A 15009-nucleotide genomic window follows, 5' to 3' on the forward strand; every position below is an offset into this window, starting at 1 on the left:
GATCGGTTTGCAGCTATCATCGCCAATGCAGGGCAACCTCCCTGCCCAGTCCTCAGAGAGAATCGCGAAAACATATCGAATATTCGCAATTTATCCACGAATGGTCTTTCCGCATCTCCGCTCACGGAACTGTCATCCGCTAACATTCAAAGAGATATTGACCAGATGTTCGAATGGGCCAAGTTTGAGTTCATAATTTTCGATTCCGAACATTTTGCCCTTGCTCGGATGGAGAATCGAAATTACCCGTGACCCGGTCACTATGGAGGAGACCGGAAAGCCGCGAGGAACGGCCTTTCCGATCCGGGTCACAGCGACAGTTTTCGAGGGCTTATTAGGGGGGAGGAAGTATGAACTTCTTTCTGAGTGAACTTGTCGGGACCGCCGTCCTGACACTTTTCGGCTGCGGCGTCGTGGCCAACGTATTGCTTGCAAAATCCAAGGGGTTCAACGGCGGCTGGATCGTGATCGCTCTTGGCTGGGGGATGGCGGTCACCTTCGGTGTCTATGTGGCGGGAAAATATTCCGGCGCGCATCTCAACCCCGCATTGACCATCGCCTTTGCCCTGACCGGCCAGCTGAGCTGGAGCTTGGTGCCCGTCTATATCGCGGGCCAGATGGCAGGCGGCATTCTGGGCGGCGTGCTGACCTATCTGATGTATCTGCCACATTGGGCCGAGACCGAGGATGCCGATCTGAAACTGGCCGTTTTCTGCACCCAGCCCGCCATCCGCAACACGCCCGCGAACTTCCTGTCCGAATTTCTGGGCACGGCGGTGCTGTCTTTCGGGCTGAGCTGCATCGGTGCCAACAGCTTTGCCGAGGGGCTGAACCCGCTGATCGTGGGCTTCTTCATTCTGGCCATCGGCCTGTCGCTGGGAGGCCCCACCGGCTATGCCATCAACCCCGCCCGCGACCTGGGCCCCCGCATCGCCCATGCCCTGATGCCGATCAAGGGCAAGCGCGACAGCGACTGGGGCTATGCATGGCTTCCGGTTGTCGCACCGATCTGTGGTGCCATCGCGGGGGTCTATCTGTATATGGCGCTTGTCTCTCCGGTGGCTGGCTAAATTCATGAGGATCGGGGATGGGGCCCAAGAAGGCGCATCCTCTCAAGGGAAGGAAAAGGACATGACCAAGAAATACGTTCTTGCCATTGATCAGGGCACGACCAGCTCGCGCGCCATCCTGTTCGACAAGGCTGGCCAGATCATCCACACCACCCAGAAGGAATTCGCGCAGATTTTCCCCAAGCCCGGCTGGGTCGAGCATAATGCGATGGAGATCTGGTCCTCGGTGCAATCCGTTGTGGCAGAGCTCTTGTCAAACGCCGAGGTGACCTCGGACGAGATCGCCTCGATCGGGATCACCAACCAGCGCGAAACCGCCGTGGTCTGGGACAAGAAAACGGGCCGCCCCGTCTATAATGCCATTGTCTGGCAGTCACGCCAGACACTTGATGTCTGCAAGGACCTGAAGGCCAAGGGGCTGGATGACACTTTCCGCGACAAGACCGGCCTGCTGATCGATGCCTATTTCTCGGGGACCAAGGTCAAATGGATCCTCGATAATGTCGAAGGGGCGCGTGAAAAGGCCGAGGCCGGCGATCTGCTGTTTGGCACCATCGACACATGGCTCGTCTGGAAACTGACCGGCGGCGAGGTCCATGTCACCGATTACACCAACGCCTCGCGCACGCTGATGTATAATATCTTCGAGCTGAAATGGGATGAGGAGCTGCTGGAGCATCTGACCATTCCGGCCTCGATGCTGCCCGAGGTGCGCCCCTCCTCCGAGGTGTATGGCACCACCCATCGCGACGCGTTCCAGGGCATCCAGCTACCGATCGCGGGCATGGCAGGCGACCAGCAGGCGGCGCAATTCGGCCAGCTCTGCTTTGAAAAAGGCATGGCAAAGAACACCTATGGCACCGGCTGCTTCATGCTGATGACCACGGGCGAGCGTCCGGTGAAATCCGAGAACGGCCTGTTGACCACCATCGCCTGGGGCGTCGACGGCCGCGTCGAATACGCGCTTGAAGGGTCGATCTTTGTGGCGGGCTCCGCCATCCAGTGGCTACGCGACGGGCTGCGCATGTTCCGCAATGCCAAGGAATCCGAGACCTATGCCGCCCGCGTTGAAGATAGCGACGGGGTCTATGTCGTGCCCGCCTTTGTGGGCCTTGGCGCGCCGTACTGGGATTCGGAAGTGCGCGGCGCGGTGTTCGGGTTGACCCGTGGCACCTCGAAAGAGCATTTCATCCGCGCGACGCTGGAATCGCTGTGCTACCAGACCAAGGACGTGCTGTCGGCGATGGAGGCCGATAGCGGCATCGAGCTTGCCAAACTGCGCGTGGATGGTGGCGCGGTGGCCAATGATCTTCTGTTGCAGATCCAGTCGGATATCCTGGGCAAGGAGGTCGAGCGCCCCACCGTGATCGAGACCACAGCCCTTGGGGCGGCCTATCTGGCAGGGCTGGCCGTGGGCTTCTGGTCCTCGAAAGAGGAGCTGGTGGAAATGGCCGCCGTGGACCGCGTGTTCGAACCGAAGATGCCCCCCGAACAATCGGCCAAACTTTACGCGGGCTGGCAGAAGGCGGTGAAGGCCACGATGGCCTTCAAATAACCCCATCAAGGCCGCCTTTCGGGGCGGCCTTTTTTTACGCGCCCCTCTGTGCGCCTTCCTGTGTGCCCCTTTTCGGGCGCCCCTCCTTGGGCCTCCCTCTCAGGCGCGGCGCAAAGCGGCTGTCGCGATGCCCATCGCCACAAGTGCCCCGCCGCCCAATCGGGTCAGGGCGGGTAGCACATTGGGGCGCGCGATGTTCCGGCGCAATCTGTCGGCCAGCAGGGCATAGGCCAGCGCGTTCAACGCCGCCAACCCCACAAAAGTTGCGATAAGCCCTGCGAATTGCGGTGCTAAAGCCCTGTCGGGCGCAAGGAACTGCGGCACGAAAGCGATGAAGAAGACAATGGATTTCGGATTAAGCGCCGTCACCGCGACCGCGTGAAAAAAGACGCGACGCGGCGATGCGGGCGCTGCCTGTGCCTGTGCCTGTGCCTGTGCCTGTGCCTGTGCCAGCGTCCCCAAGCGGGCCGCCGGTGCGCTGCAAAACAGTCGGACCCCGAGATAGACCAGATAGGCCGCCCCGATCCACTTCAGAGCCAGAAACACTCCCGAAGAGGCCAGCACCAGTGCTCCGAGACCGGCGAGCGAGGCGGACATTGCCACGAAATCGCCAAGCGCGACGCCTGCAACCGTCGCCAGCGCCACGCGACGCCCCTGGCTCAGGGCATAGGTCAGGACAAGCAGCACAGTCGGCCCCGGTATCAACAACAACGCAAGAGAGGCGGACGCGAAGGCCAGCCAGAGATGAAAGGTCATGATGATCCTCCCGAAGACATCTTGCATGAGCCAGCCACGGATCTCGGCCCACGTAAAGCGTTTTTCGAAAGCCACTGACCGAGGGCGCATGGGCGCGACATCTGCCGCCTGCCGAAAGACGTGATGCCAAAGCCCGACAGGATCGCGGCGAGCTTTGGTGTCAGCGTGGGGGACATGTGGAAGGAGGCCACAGATGATCCCCCTATCCCTTCGCGGCCCCATCCTTTCGCGCAGCCGTCCCTTCGGGCCGTCAATTCGGCGAGGAACTCCCCTGCGAACGGTCGGGCCAGAAGCGCACGCCCTCCTCTGCCAGACCACCGCCCAGCCCCAGCACCGTGCCATCCGCCCGCCAGCAGGCCGCGCCCTCCATCTGCCCGTCCGCATGGAAACGGATCGCGTTCAGCCCGCCGCCGATATGGGGCACATGCTTGACCGCAAGGCCCGCCGCCTCCAGCGCGGGAGCCAGCGCCGCAAAGCGCGGCTCCAGCTCGATCTCTGCGCCCTGGGTCCAGAGCCGCGGGGCCTCGACCGCCTCTTGCAGCGCCATGCCGTGATCGATGATATTCACCATCGCCTGCAGCACCGAAGGGAAAATCCGCGTGCCGCCGGGCTGCCCCAGCGCAAGAAAGGGCCGGCCCTCCCGCGCCACGATCATCGGAGCCATCGAGGTGGGCACCCGCTTGCCCGGCGCGACAGAAAGCGCCCGGCCCGGATTGGGGTCGAAATTGCACATATAATTATTGAGGATCATCCCCGTCCCCGGCACCATCACCCGCGCGCCAAAGAGCGAATTGATCGTGAAGGTTGCCGTGACAATCATCCCCTCGCCATCGGCGATGGTAATATGGGTCGTGTCGCGGCTTTCATAGCCTTGCGCGGCCGTGACCGGCGGCACGCCCTCCATCAGCGCGCGGGCATAGTCTTTCGAGGTCAGTCGCCCGACCGGAATATCCACAAAACGCGGATCCCCGCTATGACGGGCACGGTCGGCAAAGGCCGCGCGCATCACATTGGCCAGAAGCTGCGCCCGTAGGGGGCTGTCAAAACCCATCGCCGCCAGATCGCGGGTTTCCAGCATGTTAAGCATCTGCGTCACATGCACGCCGGAAGAGGCAGGCGGCGGCGGGCCGAAAATATCGAAGCCGCGATAGTGCCCCTGAACCGGCGCCAGCACCTGCGGGGCGTATCCGGCCAGATCCTGAAGCGTCAGCCGGGCCTGAGGCACAGGCCCCGTGGCCAGATAGTCCACCAGTTTCCGCCCCAGCGCGCCATGATACAGCGCATCCGGCCCCTGCAGGGCGATCTCTTCCAAGGTGGCGGCATAATCGGGCTGGAGCAGACGGTCCCCTTTGCGCAGCGGCGCGCCCTTTGGCAGGAACAGCGCCGCCATATCGGGGGTGCGTGCAAGGTCATGACGCGCCTCGGAAATCGAGCCTGCCAGATACGGGGTCACCACAAAGCCCTGACGTGCATGACGGATCGCAGCCCCGAACAGATCGGCAAAGGGCAAGCGCCCGTGACGCTCGTGCAAAAGCGCCCATGCCCGCAGACTTCCCGGCACGGCAACCGCCGAGGCCCCAAATTCGTTCTGGCGGTCCACCGTCTGCATCTGTAGCGGCGGCACATCGGAAAGCGGGCGATACATCGCGGGCTCCGAGGCCGCGCCTGCGCAGGACAGCCCGTCGATAATCTCGTGCTGGCCCTGCGCATCGCGCAGATGCACCAGCCCGCCACCGCAGATCCCCACCATCATCGGCTCGACCACCGAAAGCGTCAGCAGCGTGGCCACAGCCGCATCGGCGGCATTGCCGCCCGCCGCCAGCGCCTCGATGCCCGCAGCCGCCCCTAACGGATGGTTGGCCAGCACCATGCCACCACGGGCAAAGACCGGCGTTTTCGATGGAAAGGAGATTTTGGCAGACATCCGGGACCCTCGATCAAGGTTAACAAAACCTAACCTAAAACCTCAAAACAGCAGCGCAAGCCTTTAATTCAAAATGGAAAAGCGCCACCCGAAGGCAGCGCTTTCCTTTGTCACAAAGCAATCCGGAGATTAGCAGCTGTAATACATCTGGTACTCGATCGGGTGCGGGGTATGCTCGTAGGCATAGACCTCTTCCCATTTGAGCGCGATATAGCCTTCCAGCATGTCCTTGGTGAACACGTCACCTGCGGTCAGGAAGTCCATATCGGCTTCGAGGGCTTCCAGAGCCTCACGCAGCGAGCCGCAAACGGTCGGGATTTCTGCGAGCTCTTCCGGCGGAAGATCGTAGAGGTCCTTGTCCGATGCCGGGCCCGGATCGATCTTGTTCTTGATGCCGTCGAGGCCTGCCATCATCAGGGCTGCGAAGCACAGATAGGGGTTTGCCGACGGATCGGGGAAGCGGGCTTCGACGCGCTTTGCTTTGGGCGAGTTGGTCCACGGAATACGGACACAGCCCGAACGGTTGCTTGCCGAATAGGCGCGCAGAACCGGAGCCTCGAAGCCCGGGATCAGACGCTTGTAGGAGTTGGTCGAGGGGTTCGTCAGCGCGTTCAGAGCTTTCGCGTGCTTAAGGATACCACCGATGAAATACAGCGCCTCTTGCGACAGGTCTGCGTATTTGTCGCCAGCAAAGAGCGGCTTGCCGTCCTTCCAGATCGACATGTTCACGTGCATGCCCGAGCCGTTATCGCCTTTCATCGGCTTCGGCATGAAGGTCGCCGATTTGCCATAGGCGTGGGCCACGTTGTGGATCACGTATTTGTATTTCTGGATGTTATCGGCTTGCTCGGTGAGCTGGCCGAAGATCATGCCCAGTTCGTGCTGGCAGGTCGCCACTTCGTGGTGGTGCTTGTCGACCTTGATGCCCATGCGCTTCATGGTCGAGAGCATCTCGCCACGCAGGTCTTGGGCTTCGTCAACGGGGTTCACCGGGAAGTAGCCGCCCTTGTGGCCCGCACGGTGGCCGAGGTTGCCCATTTCCGACGGGGTGTCGGTGTTCCATGCCGCCGCTTCCGCGTCGATCTGGAAGGACACTTTGGCCGGCGTGACCGAGTAGCGCACGTCGTCAAAGAGGAAGAATTCGGCTTCGGGGCCGAAGAAGGCCGCATCGCCGATACCCGAGGATTTCAGATAGGCTTCGGCTTTGGCCGCAACCTGACGCGGGCAGCGGTCATAGGCTTCGCCGGTGTCGGGCTCGACCACAACGCAGTGCACGCACATGGTTTTTTCAGCGTAGAAGGGGTCGATATAAACCGAGGAAGCATCGGGGATGAGCTTCATGTCGGATTGGTCGATCGATTTCCAGCCCGCGATGGACGAGCCGTCGAACATGAAGCCTTCCTCGAAGAAGTCTTCGTCGACCAGATCAACGACCAGAGTCACGTGTTGGAGTTTACCGCGCGGATCGGTGAAGCGAACATCAACGTATTCGACTTCTTCGTCCTTCATCAGCTTGAGGGCGTCCTTAACAGAGCTCATTCGTAGCAACCCTTTCGTTGAGCAATAAGACACCGGACTTTAGGTCCGACATGCGTTTGGGCGGGACGCGATCAGATCGCGTCGTCGCCAGTTTCACCGGTCCGGATGCGGATCGCTTCCTCGACCGGCGAGATGAAGATCTTGCCGTCGCCGATTTTCTCGGTGCGGGCGGCAGAGGTGATCGCCTCGACGGCGGCCTCGACCATATCGTCGGAAATCACCATCTCGATTTTAACCTTGGGAAGGAAATCAACGACATATTCCGCGCCGCGATAGAGCTCTGTATGCCCTTTCTGACGCCCGAACCCTTTGACTTCAATCACCGACAGGCCTTGGATGCCAGCCTCTTGAAGAGCTTCTTTCACTTCATCCAGTTTGAACGGTTTGATGATCGCTTCGATCTTTTTCATTCCGTCGACTCCTTCGTCTTGGCCTTCTCGGCACTTCTCAGCACTTTCCTTCGGCCCCCGCAATCGACTAGGCTCATCTTGTCCCAGCTTGACTTGGGAATCCGGTTAGTGCGCCCAAATTTACGCCATGTTGCGTATTGAATGAGCGATTTGCAAACATAAAGGCTTACGATTGAGCGAAATTCTCACAACTGCCCAAATGCGCGCCGCAGAACAAAGCGCTTTGTCCAAGAAACTGTCAGATGAAGACAAACTGATGGCACGTGCCGGCGCGGGTGTGGCTGCGGCGATCCTGCGCAACTGGCCGCAATTTCTGGAGCTTGAAAGCAGCGCAGAGCCGCCCTGTGCCGTTATTTTGTGCGGTCCGGGCAATAATGGCGGGGACGGCTATGTTGTGGGCCAGCATCTGAGTGCACGCGGCTGGCGGGTCGAGGTGCTGCGCGAACTCAACCACAGCCATGAAGGGGCCGCCGCCCATGCGCTGGCCAATCTGCCCGCCGCCGTCGAGCAGCACGGCTTTGCGATGGCGGCCACCGGCCACCGCCCCGATATCATCGTCGATGCGCTCTTCGGGATCGGCTGCACCCGCCCGCTTGGCACCGAATATTTGGCCCTGTTCGGCGCGGTCGCGGCCCGTCCGCCCCGCCCCGCGACGGCGCGCTGGCGTCATATTCCGAAAGTGGTGGCCGTCGACTGCCCCTCCGGTTTCGATCTGGATCGCGGGGTTTTTCTGGCGCCCGAGCCTCCGCGCAGCCTTGATCAGGAAGCCCTGACGGAATGGAGCACGGACGAATCGCGTCGCCATATCGCCACGGATCTGTGCGTAACCTTCCATCTCCCGAAACCGGGGCATGTGCTGTCGGCACTTGCGGGGCAGCGGCTGGAAATCGTCGATATCGGCCTGCCGGGCGGGGCGGGCAAGGATGCGGCAGCCCTTGCGGATCTGCCCAAACAGCCCCATGCCCTGCGGCTCGTTGATCTGGTACGCGGCAATCGCCCCAAAGCGTTCCAGCGCTGGTTCCAAAGCGTCACGCATCTCGATAAGGCGGCGCATAAATACCAGCGCGGACATGCCATTGTGCTGTCCGGCGGTCTGGGTCAGGGCGGGGCGGCACGGATGGCCGCACGCGCGGCTCTGCGGATCGGCGCGGGGGCGGTGACCATTGCCGCGCCGCAATCGGCCGTGCCCGAAACCGCCGCCCAGATCAACGCCCTGATGCTGCGCCCCCTGCCCGACAGCTACACCCTGCGCGGCTGGATGGAGGACGACCGCCTGCGCGCGCTCTGTCTGGGGCCGGGTCTGGGCCATAAACGCGCGCAGGAAATGGTTCCTGCCGCCCTCTGGGGCAAGCGGGCCACGGTGCTGGATGCCGATGCGCTGTCCTGCTTCGGGGAAGACCCGCAGGTGCTGTTCAACCACCTGCATGAAGACTGCATCCTGACCCCGCATGAGGGTGAATTCCGTACCCTTTTCCCCGATCTGGCAGCCGAGCTACACCAGAGCGACCGTCTCACCCTCACCCGCCGCGCAGCCGAACGTGCAGGGGCGGTGGTGTTGCTGAAAGGTCCGGTCACAGTGATCGCGCGCCCCGATGGCTGCGCCTCGGTACATCCCGCCCTGCGCGAGCGCGCCGCCCCTTGGCTGGCAACGGCAGGGGCCGGTGACGTGCTGGCAGGGATGATCACCGGCCTTCTGGCGACGCAGGACCCGCATCACCGCGACATTCTGGGCGCCGCCGAACTGGCCGTCTGGATGCATGTCGAGGCCGCACGGCAATTCGGTCCGGGTCTCTTGGCCGAAGACCTCCCCGACGAACTGCCAGCGCTGATGCGCGCGCTCTTCGCATAACGCAAAACACAAAAACCGGGCCTCTGCCCGGTTTTTTCTATCTGATCTGCCGCCCCCTCAGACGATCTCAGGCTGTCGCGGGCACGACCTGCGCCTCGACCTCGATCCCCTCGGCAAAGAAGGTCTCGACCGTATCGAAATGCAGCGCATAAAGCCGCACGGGCCGCTCAAGTGCCACACGCACCACCTGCCCGTCGCATAGCTTCGATGCCGGCACAGAGGCGGTTTCGGCCTCGTAAAGCGTTTGCGCCCGCCAGCCTCCCAGCGGCATACGCGTCTGCGCGCCGAGATAGAGCACGGATTGCGGACGCCCCTGCCCGAGACTGCCCGCCGGAAACCGCAGCACATGGCGATCTGCATGCTGCACCGTCACCGCACGCAGCACACGCATTCCCGAACGGGTCACGATGCGATCACCCGGACACAGGTATTCCACCGGAAGATCGCCCTCCGAGGTCCGGATCTGCGCGCCCTGCGCCACGCCAACGGCCGAATACCGCGCCCGCGCCTCAAGCAGATCTTCTGCCGCGTAATGGCCATAAGACATTATAGAATCCTGCTTTTGCATGATGCGCCTGCCCGTTGGTAAATTCGCGATTTGCCGCGTTATTCATTTCTTTACCAACATTACGCAGTTTTTCCCGTCCCGCAGCAAAAAAATGGAAAATCCCTCTTGCATGCACCAGAGGCGTTGCTAAAAGGCACCTTGTTGCGGGTGTGGCGAAATTGGTAGACGCACCAGATTTAGGTTCTGGCGCCTAACGGCGTGGGGGTTCAAGTCCCTCCACCCGCACCACTCTGAAATTTTTGGGCTTTCCGACATTTTCAACCTTTCCTCCGATCAGCGTTTCGCCACAAGTTGGCACATTCACGTTCTGGGCTTGTTCTGTTCCCGTCGCTCTTGCGCGTATTGTGAGGCCCGTTTCTGGTTTGCCTGCGCCCGATATTTCCGGGCCATCGAGCGCGTTTCATGCCCTGTCCAGGCGTGGATCTTGGAATCGGGCGGCCCCATTTCGGCCATTTGCCACGCCGCACTGGCGCGCCACCCCTGCGGCACGACGCGCCCTGACAGGGGGTTGCCGCGACCTTCCCGCCAAGCCTTCTGCCGCAATCACCGCCCGGCAACGGCCAGCAACGGCCAGAACGCGCTCTTTTATGACATTCCTGCCCTGTAAACACAGAGTTTCACCTTGCTTCCACGTGTGCCGCCCCATAGAACGGCGCGTGAAATTGAGCTTGCCTGCCGCGCATTGACTCGCGGCATTCATCAAAGAAGGAAATCCACATGCAGGTCACCGAGACCCTCAACGAAGGCCTCAGCCGCGGCTACGAAATCACCATCACCGGCGCCGAGCTCGAAGAGAAAGTCACGACCAAGCTCAAGGAAGCGCAGCCCGAGATCGAGCTGAAGGGCTTCCGCAAGGGCAAGGTTCCGATGCCGATGTTGAAAAAGCAATTCGGTGCGCGCCTCATGGGCGAAACCATGCAGGAAGCCATCGACGGCGCAATGAACGAGCATTTCGAGAAATCGGGTGACCGTCCGGCGATGCAGCCGAAAGTCGAGATGAAAGACGGCGAGAACTGGAAAGAAGGCGACGACGTTGTTGTTACCGTTTCCTATGAAGCGCTGCCGGAAATTCCGGAATTCGACGCATCGGACATCAAACTCGAGCGCCTCGTCGTGACCCCCGCTGACGAAGCCGTGACCGAAGCCCTTGAAGGTCTGGCCAAAAATGCACAATCCTTCGAAAAGCGCCGCAAAGGCTCGAAAGCGAAAGACGGCGATCAGGTCGTGATCGATTTCGAAGGCTTCGTGGATGATGTCGCATTCGAGGGCGGCAAAGGCGAAGACTATCCGCTGGTGCTCGGCTCCAACTCCTTCATCCCCGGCTTCGAAGACCAGCTGGTCGGTGCCAAGGAAGAGGAAGAAGTCGAAGTCAAAGTGACCTTCCCCGAGGCCTATCAAGCCGAGCATCTGGCAGGCAAGGAAGCCCTGTTCAAATGCGCCGTCAAAGAAGTCCGCGGCCCGAAAGAAGCCGAGATCGATGACGAGCTGGCCAAGAAATTCGGTGCCGAAGACCTCAATGCGCTGAAAGAGCAGATCAAAGAGCGTCTGGGTCAGGAATACAAAGGCGCTTCGCGTCAGATCCTGAAACGCGGCCTGCTGGACGCGCTGGATGGCAAAGTGTCCTTCGAACTGCCGCCGACGCTGGTTGATGCGGAAGCCAACCAGATCGCGCATCAGCTCTATCACGAAGAGCACCCCGAAGATCACGGCCATAATCATGGCGCGATCGAGCCGACCGACGAGCACAAGAAACTTGCCGAGCGTCGCGTGCGTCTGGGCCTGCTGCTGGCAGAAATCGGCCGCAAGCAAGAAATCGAAGTGACCGATGCCGAAATGACCCAAGCGGTGATGATGCAAGCGCGTCAATATCCGGGCCAAGAGCGTCAGTTCTTCGAGTTCATCCAGCAGAACCCGCAGATGCAACAACAGCTGCGCGCGCCGATCTTCGAGGACAAGGTTGTCGATTTCATCGTCGAGAAAGCCGAAGTCACCGATAAGGACGTGTCGAAAGAAGACCTGCAGAAAGCCATCGAAGCGCTCGACGAGCTCTAAGCTTTCCAGACTTTCGATCATTCGGAAAACGGGCGGGTCCAAAACCTGCCCGTTTTTCTTGGCCGATGCGTAAGGCCGACGCTCTCTCTCCGATCACAGGTCCGCCCGTCAAAGCGGTGCTCTGCCCTTCCTCTGGCCCGCCTGTCCATTTCGTGACGGCTCCGCCCTTGACTTCGTAGCGGCGCGGCTGATCTTCCAGCCATACCCAATTTCCGAGGTAGCATGTCCTCTTCCCGCCTGATCTGGCCCGACCTTCTCCGCAGCCTGTCGCTGATCGCTATGGCCAGTTTCCATCTGGGCTATGATCTGGAGGCGCTCGGCTTCCATCCGGACCTTCCGCTCTGGTGGCCCGATTATGCGCGCGCCATTGCAGGCAGTTTCCTGCTTCTGGTGGGGGTCAGCCTCTGGCTGGCACATGGGCGCAGCATAGGCTGGCGCGGGTTCTGGCGGCGCGAGGCCGCGATTGTTGCAGGGGCGATAGCGGTATCTGGGGTGACCTATCTCGCCATGCCGGGCTTCTATGTCTATTTCGGCATCCTGCATTCCATCGCCATCTGTTCGCTGCTGGCGCTGGCCTGCCTTAGACTGCCCGCGCTTGTGACAATTCTGTTGGGGGGACTGGCGCTGTTCATGCCTTATCTCTTCGCGATGCCACAGATGAATGCCCCGTGGCTCTGGTGGATCGGCCTGTCAACACGCTGGGGGGCGGCGATGGATTTCGTCCCGGTCTTTCCTTGGCTGGGCATGGTGCTGCTGGGGCTGGGCGGTGCGAAGCTGGCAGACGGGTTAGGCCTGTTGCGACGCGATCTGCCCCATAACAGGGGCTTGCGACGGCTTGGCTTTCTGGGGCGGCACAGCCTTGCCGTCTATCTGATCCACCAACCGGTGATCTTCGGCAGCCTGTGGCTTGTGGCCGCGATGCGCTAGCGCCGCAAGCGCTGGCTGCGCGTCCATGTGCCCCCTTCGACCCGCAAATAGGCCGGTCTGGCCTGCGTCGGGACAGGCGTCATGCGCGTAGGCAGAAGAACGGGACGATCTCCACGGGCAGCAGGCCCAAAGAGAACAGGCGCGGAAACGTCCGGCCTCGCAGCCAGCCGCCGTGGATGCGCGACAGGCCGCGGTGAGGCCGCCAACCGCCCTTCCGGTTCACGCGGGCCAATGGCCGCTGCCCCTTGCTGGTAGACCGCCAGAAGCCCCAGCGTCAAAGCCACCGTCGGCACGATGACCGCTGTCAGAAAGCGTAGCCAAGCCACAGTAGTCTCCCCTGCCTCGACAGACCCGTGCCGATACAGCAGGCCTGTGCCGATACGGCAGGTCAACCGCCGATCCTACGCAGGGTGCGCGAAAACTGGGGCAAAACTTGGCCGCTTATCGGCCAATAGAATGATCACCGCGCCCAAAATGACATTTCCTCTCAGGAGGAGATATCCGCCACGCTATCCGCCACATCGGCCTCGCGCTGCCCCAATGGCTGGCGGGGGCCCACGGTGCTATCCCGCGCGGTCTGGCGCTCGGCCTCTGAATTCAGCTCGGCCCCCAGCATCACGGCAATGGTCGCGATCCAGATCCACATCATCAGCACGACCACCGCGCCGATAGAGCCATAAGTGGCCGAATAATTACCGAAATTCGAGGTATAGAAGGAAAACCCCCAGCTCGAGAGCAACAGCAGCACCGATCCGGCCAGAGCCCCCGGCAAGACCCAGACCAGACGCGGCGCGCGGCGGTTGGGGGCAATGCGATAGAGCATGGACAGGGCCAGCACCAGAACGCCCGCCATCAGGGGCCAGCGCGCCACCAGCACCACAAACCCCCAGCCGGGAATCTGCGGCAGGAAGGCCAGCGCCACCGGCAAGACAGCCGCTGCAAGGATCAGCACACAAAGAAAGACGATCGCGCCGAGCGTCATGCCCAGCCCGACGATATTCATCCAGAAAAAGTTGCGGTTTTCACGTTCGTTATAGGCGACATTCAGCGCCTCGATCAGCGCCTTCATCCCGCCATTCGCCGTCCAGAGCGCCAGCGCAATACTGACGATCGATGTCCAGCCAAGCGCACTCTGATCCGCCCCGATCAGCGCCTCCAACTGGCCACGGATCAGCGTCAACGCTTCGGGCGGCACAAAGCGCGACACCTCGTCAAGCATCGACAGAACCTCGCCACGGTCCGCGAAAAAGCCGAAAATCGAGACCAGCGCAGTCAAGGCCGGAAAAAGCGCGAGGATGGAATAGAACGTCACGCCGGCGGCCACCGCCATCACGCGGTCTTCGGTGATCTGTCCTTTGGTCCGCAAGAGCACGCACCACCACGCTTCCAGCCCCATATGGAACGGGCCCGCTGCCTGCCGTCCCCAACTCCGATCCGCCGGATCACCATAGGCTGCCGCATCCTCGGGCGGGTCAGAGGCACGACGCCCCGGTTGCGGCTTGGATCTGTCGGACATGGCGGCTGTCTCCTTCGGGGGGGCGACCTTAGCAAAGGCCTGCCAGAGCGCAAGCCCTGCGACAAAAAGCCGTGCGAGGGTCCGTCTGGAGGGCGTTGCGGGCATGGGGCACTTTCTGTCTTTGCCTTCAAACGGATCAGGCAGGCTATGGTTCCATTTCCGATAAGCTCTTGCCGGAAATAAAAAAACCGCGCCCCGAAAGGCGCGGTTTCAAAACGTCGCGAAAAGAGAACTTACTTCTCTTCTGCCTCTGCGGCAGGAGCTCCGTCTTCGTCGTCACGACCAGCCGAACCGATATCGTCAAACAGGTTCGAGATTTCGAATTCTGCAGCGGCTTCTTCTTCAGCAGCCAGCTCTTGGATCGATTTACCCGAAGCTTGCAGTTCTGCTTCTTCCACCGAACGTGCAACGTTGATCGAGATCACAGCCGAAACTTCCGGGTGCAGGTGGACTTCCACTTCGTGCAGACCAAGAACCTTGATCGGCAGGCGGATGACGACTTGCTTGCGGTCGACAGTGAAGCCTTCTTCGGTTGCCACAGCCGCGATATCGCGGGTGGTGACCGAACCGTAGAGGTTGCCGCCGTCCGAAGCCGAACGAATCACGACAAACTGCTGACCGTCGAGTTTTTCGGAAAGGGCGGCTGCCTCTTTCTTGGTCTCGAGGTTACGGGCTTCCAGTTGCGCTTTCTGGGCTTCGAACGCCTGGATATTGGCGGCCGAGGCGCGGAGAGCCTTGCCTTGCGGCAGAAGGTAGTTGCGGCCGTAGCCCGGCTTCACGGTGACAACGTCACCCATCTGGCCCAGCTTTGCGACGCGCTCGAGAAGGATAACTTCCATAGTG

The 15009-nt window shown here is 61.3% G+C and carries 13 protein-coding genes and 1 tRNA gene; 6 read left to right on the forward strand and 8 right to left on the reverse strand.

The genetic code is table 11. The features are described 5' to 3' along the window. Positions 1–350 precede the first annotated feature (350 nt). Together WDB88_RS09780 and glpK are read left to right on the forward strand one after the other, a co-directional pair. Positions 351–1070: an MIP/aquaporin family protein gene (locus WDB88_RS09780; protein WP_339107484.1), complete on the forward strand. Its 720-nt coding sequence runs from the start codon at positions 351–353 to the stop codon at positions 1068–1070. A 61-nt stretch (positions 1071–1131) separates the two neighbouring features. Then, positions 1132–2625, forward strand: coding sequence for a glycerol kinase GlpK (gene glpK, locus WDB88_RS09785; protein WP_339107485.1), 1494 nt, complete (start codon positions 1132–1134; stop codon positions 2623–2625). A 99-nt stretch (positions 2626–2724) separates the two neighbouring features. On the opposite strand, the gene WDB88_RS09790 is transcribed toward glpK, so the two are convergent. The 4 genes from WDB88_RS09790 to WDB88_RS09805 form a co-directional block, all read right to left on the reverse strand. Continuing rightward, positions 2725–3381, reverse strand: a complete 657-nt coding sequence (locus WDB88_RS09790) for a LysE family translocator (protein ID WP_339107486.1) — start codon at positions 3379–3381, stop codon at positions 2725–2727. Between the two features lie 250 nt (positions 3382–3631). Then, complete coding sequence (gene ggt, locus WDB88_RS09795; protein WP_339107487.1) at positions 3632–5305, reverse strand: gamma-glutamyltransferase; 1674 nt, start codon at positions 5303–5305, stop codon at positions 3632–3634. A gap of 129 nt (positions 5306–5434) precedes the next feature. Further along, positions 5435–6844, reverse strand: coding sequence for a type I glutamate--ammonia ligase (gene glnA, locus WDB88_RS09800; RefSeq protein ID WP_339107488.1), 1410 nt, complete (start codon positions 6842–6844; stop codon positions 5435–5437). Positions 6845–6915: 71 nt separating this feature from the next. Beyond that, the gene (locus WDB88_RS09805) at positions 6916–7254 is read right to left on the reverse strand and encodes a P-II family nitrogen regulator (protein ID WP_339107489.1); all 339 of its coding nucleotides are present in this window, start codon (positions 7252–7254) and stop codon (positions 6916–6918) included. A gap of 256 nt (positions 7255–7510) precedes the next feature. On the opposite strand from WDB88_RS09805, the gene WDB88_RS09810 reads away from it, so the two are divergent. Then, a complete protein-coding gene (locus WDB88_RS09810; RefSeq protein WP_339107490.1) occupies positions 7511–9103 on the forward strand; it encodes an NAD(P)H-hydrate dehydratase in 1593 nt (530 codons plus the stop codon). A 67-nt stretch (positions 9104–9170) separates the two neighbouring features. On the opposite strand, the gene WDB88_RS09815 is transcribed toward WDB88_RS09810, so the two are convergent. Then, positions 9171–9650: a Hint domain-containing protein gene (locus WDB88_RS09815; RefSeq protein ID WP_339107491.1), complete on the reverse strand. Its 480-nt coding sequence runs from the start codon at positions 9648–9650 to the stop codon at positions 9171–9173. A 164-nt stretch (positions 9651–9814) separates the two neighbouring features. Here WDB88_RS09815 and WDB88_RS09820 point away from each other — a divergent pair. The 3 genes from WDB88_RS09820 to WDB88_RS09830 all read left to right on the forward strand — a co-directional run bounded on the left by WDB88_RS09820 (position 9815) and on the right by WDB88_RS09830 (position 12650). After that, positions 9815–9899: transfer RNA gene (locus tag WDB88_RS09820), tRNA-Leu, on the forward strand. A 489-nt stretch (positions 9900–10388) separates the two neighbouring features. After that, complete coding sequence (gene tig / locus WDB88_RS09825; RefSeq protein ID WP_339107492.1) at positions 10389–11723, forward strand: trigger factor; 1335 nt, start codon at positions 10389–10391, stop codon at positions 11721–11723. 222 nt (positions 11724–11945) lie between these two features. Beyond that, complete coding sequence (locus tag WDB88_RS09830; protein ID WP_339107493.1) at positions 11946–12650, forward strand: heparan-alpha-glucosaminide N-acetyltransferase; 705 nt, start codon at positions 11946–11948, stop codon at positions 12648–12650. On the opposite strand, the gene WDB88_RS09835 is transcribed toward WDB88_RS09830, so the two are convergent. The 3 genes from WDB88_RS09835 to rplI all read right to left on the reverse strand — a co-directional run bounded on the left by WDB88_RS09835 (position 12647) and on the right by rplI (position 15005). Beyond that, a complete protein-coding gene (locus tag WDB88_RS09835; protein WP_339107494.1) occupies positions 12647–13042 on the reverse strand; it encodes a hypothetical protein in 396 nt (131 codons plus the stop codon). The two genes, WDB88_RS09830 and WDB88_RS09835, sit on opposite strands and share 4 nt — an antisense overlap. A 95-nt stretch (positions 13043–13137) precedes the next feature. Then, positions 13138–14166, reverse strand: coding sequence for a YihY/virulence factor BrkB family protein (locus WDB88_RS09840; protein WP_339107495.1), 1029 nt, complete (start codon positions 14164–14166; stop codon positions 13138–13140). 233 nt (positions 14167–14399) lie between these two features. Beyond that, the gene (gene rplI, locus WDB88_RS09845) at positions 14400–15005 is read right to left on the reverse strand and encodes a 50S ribosomal protein L9 (RefSeq protein WP_339107496.1); all 606 of its coding nucleotides are present in this window, start codon (positions 15003–15005) and stop codon (positions 14400–14402) included. Positions 15006–15009 lie beyond the last annotated feature (4 nt).

Source organism: Thioclava sp. GXIMD4216 (genome assembly GCF_037949285.1).
Classification (GTDB): domain Bacteria; phylum Pseudomonadota; class Alphaproteobacteria; order Rhodobacterales; family Rhodobacteraceae; genus Thioclava; species Thioclava litoralis.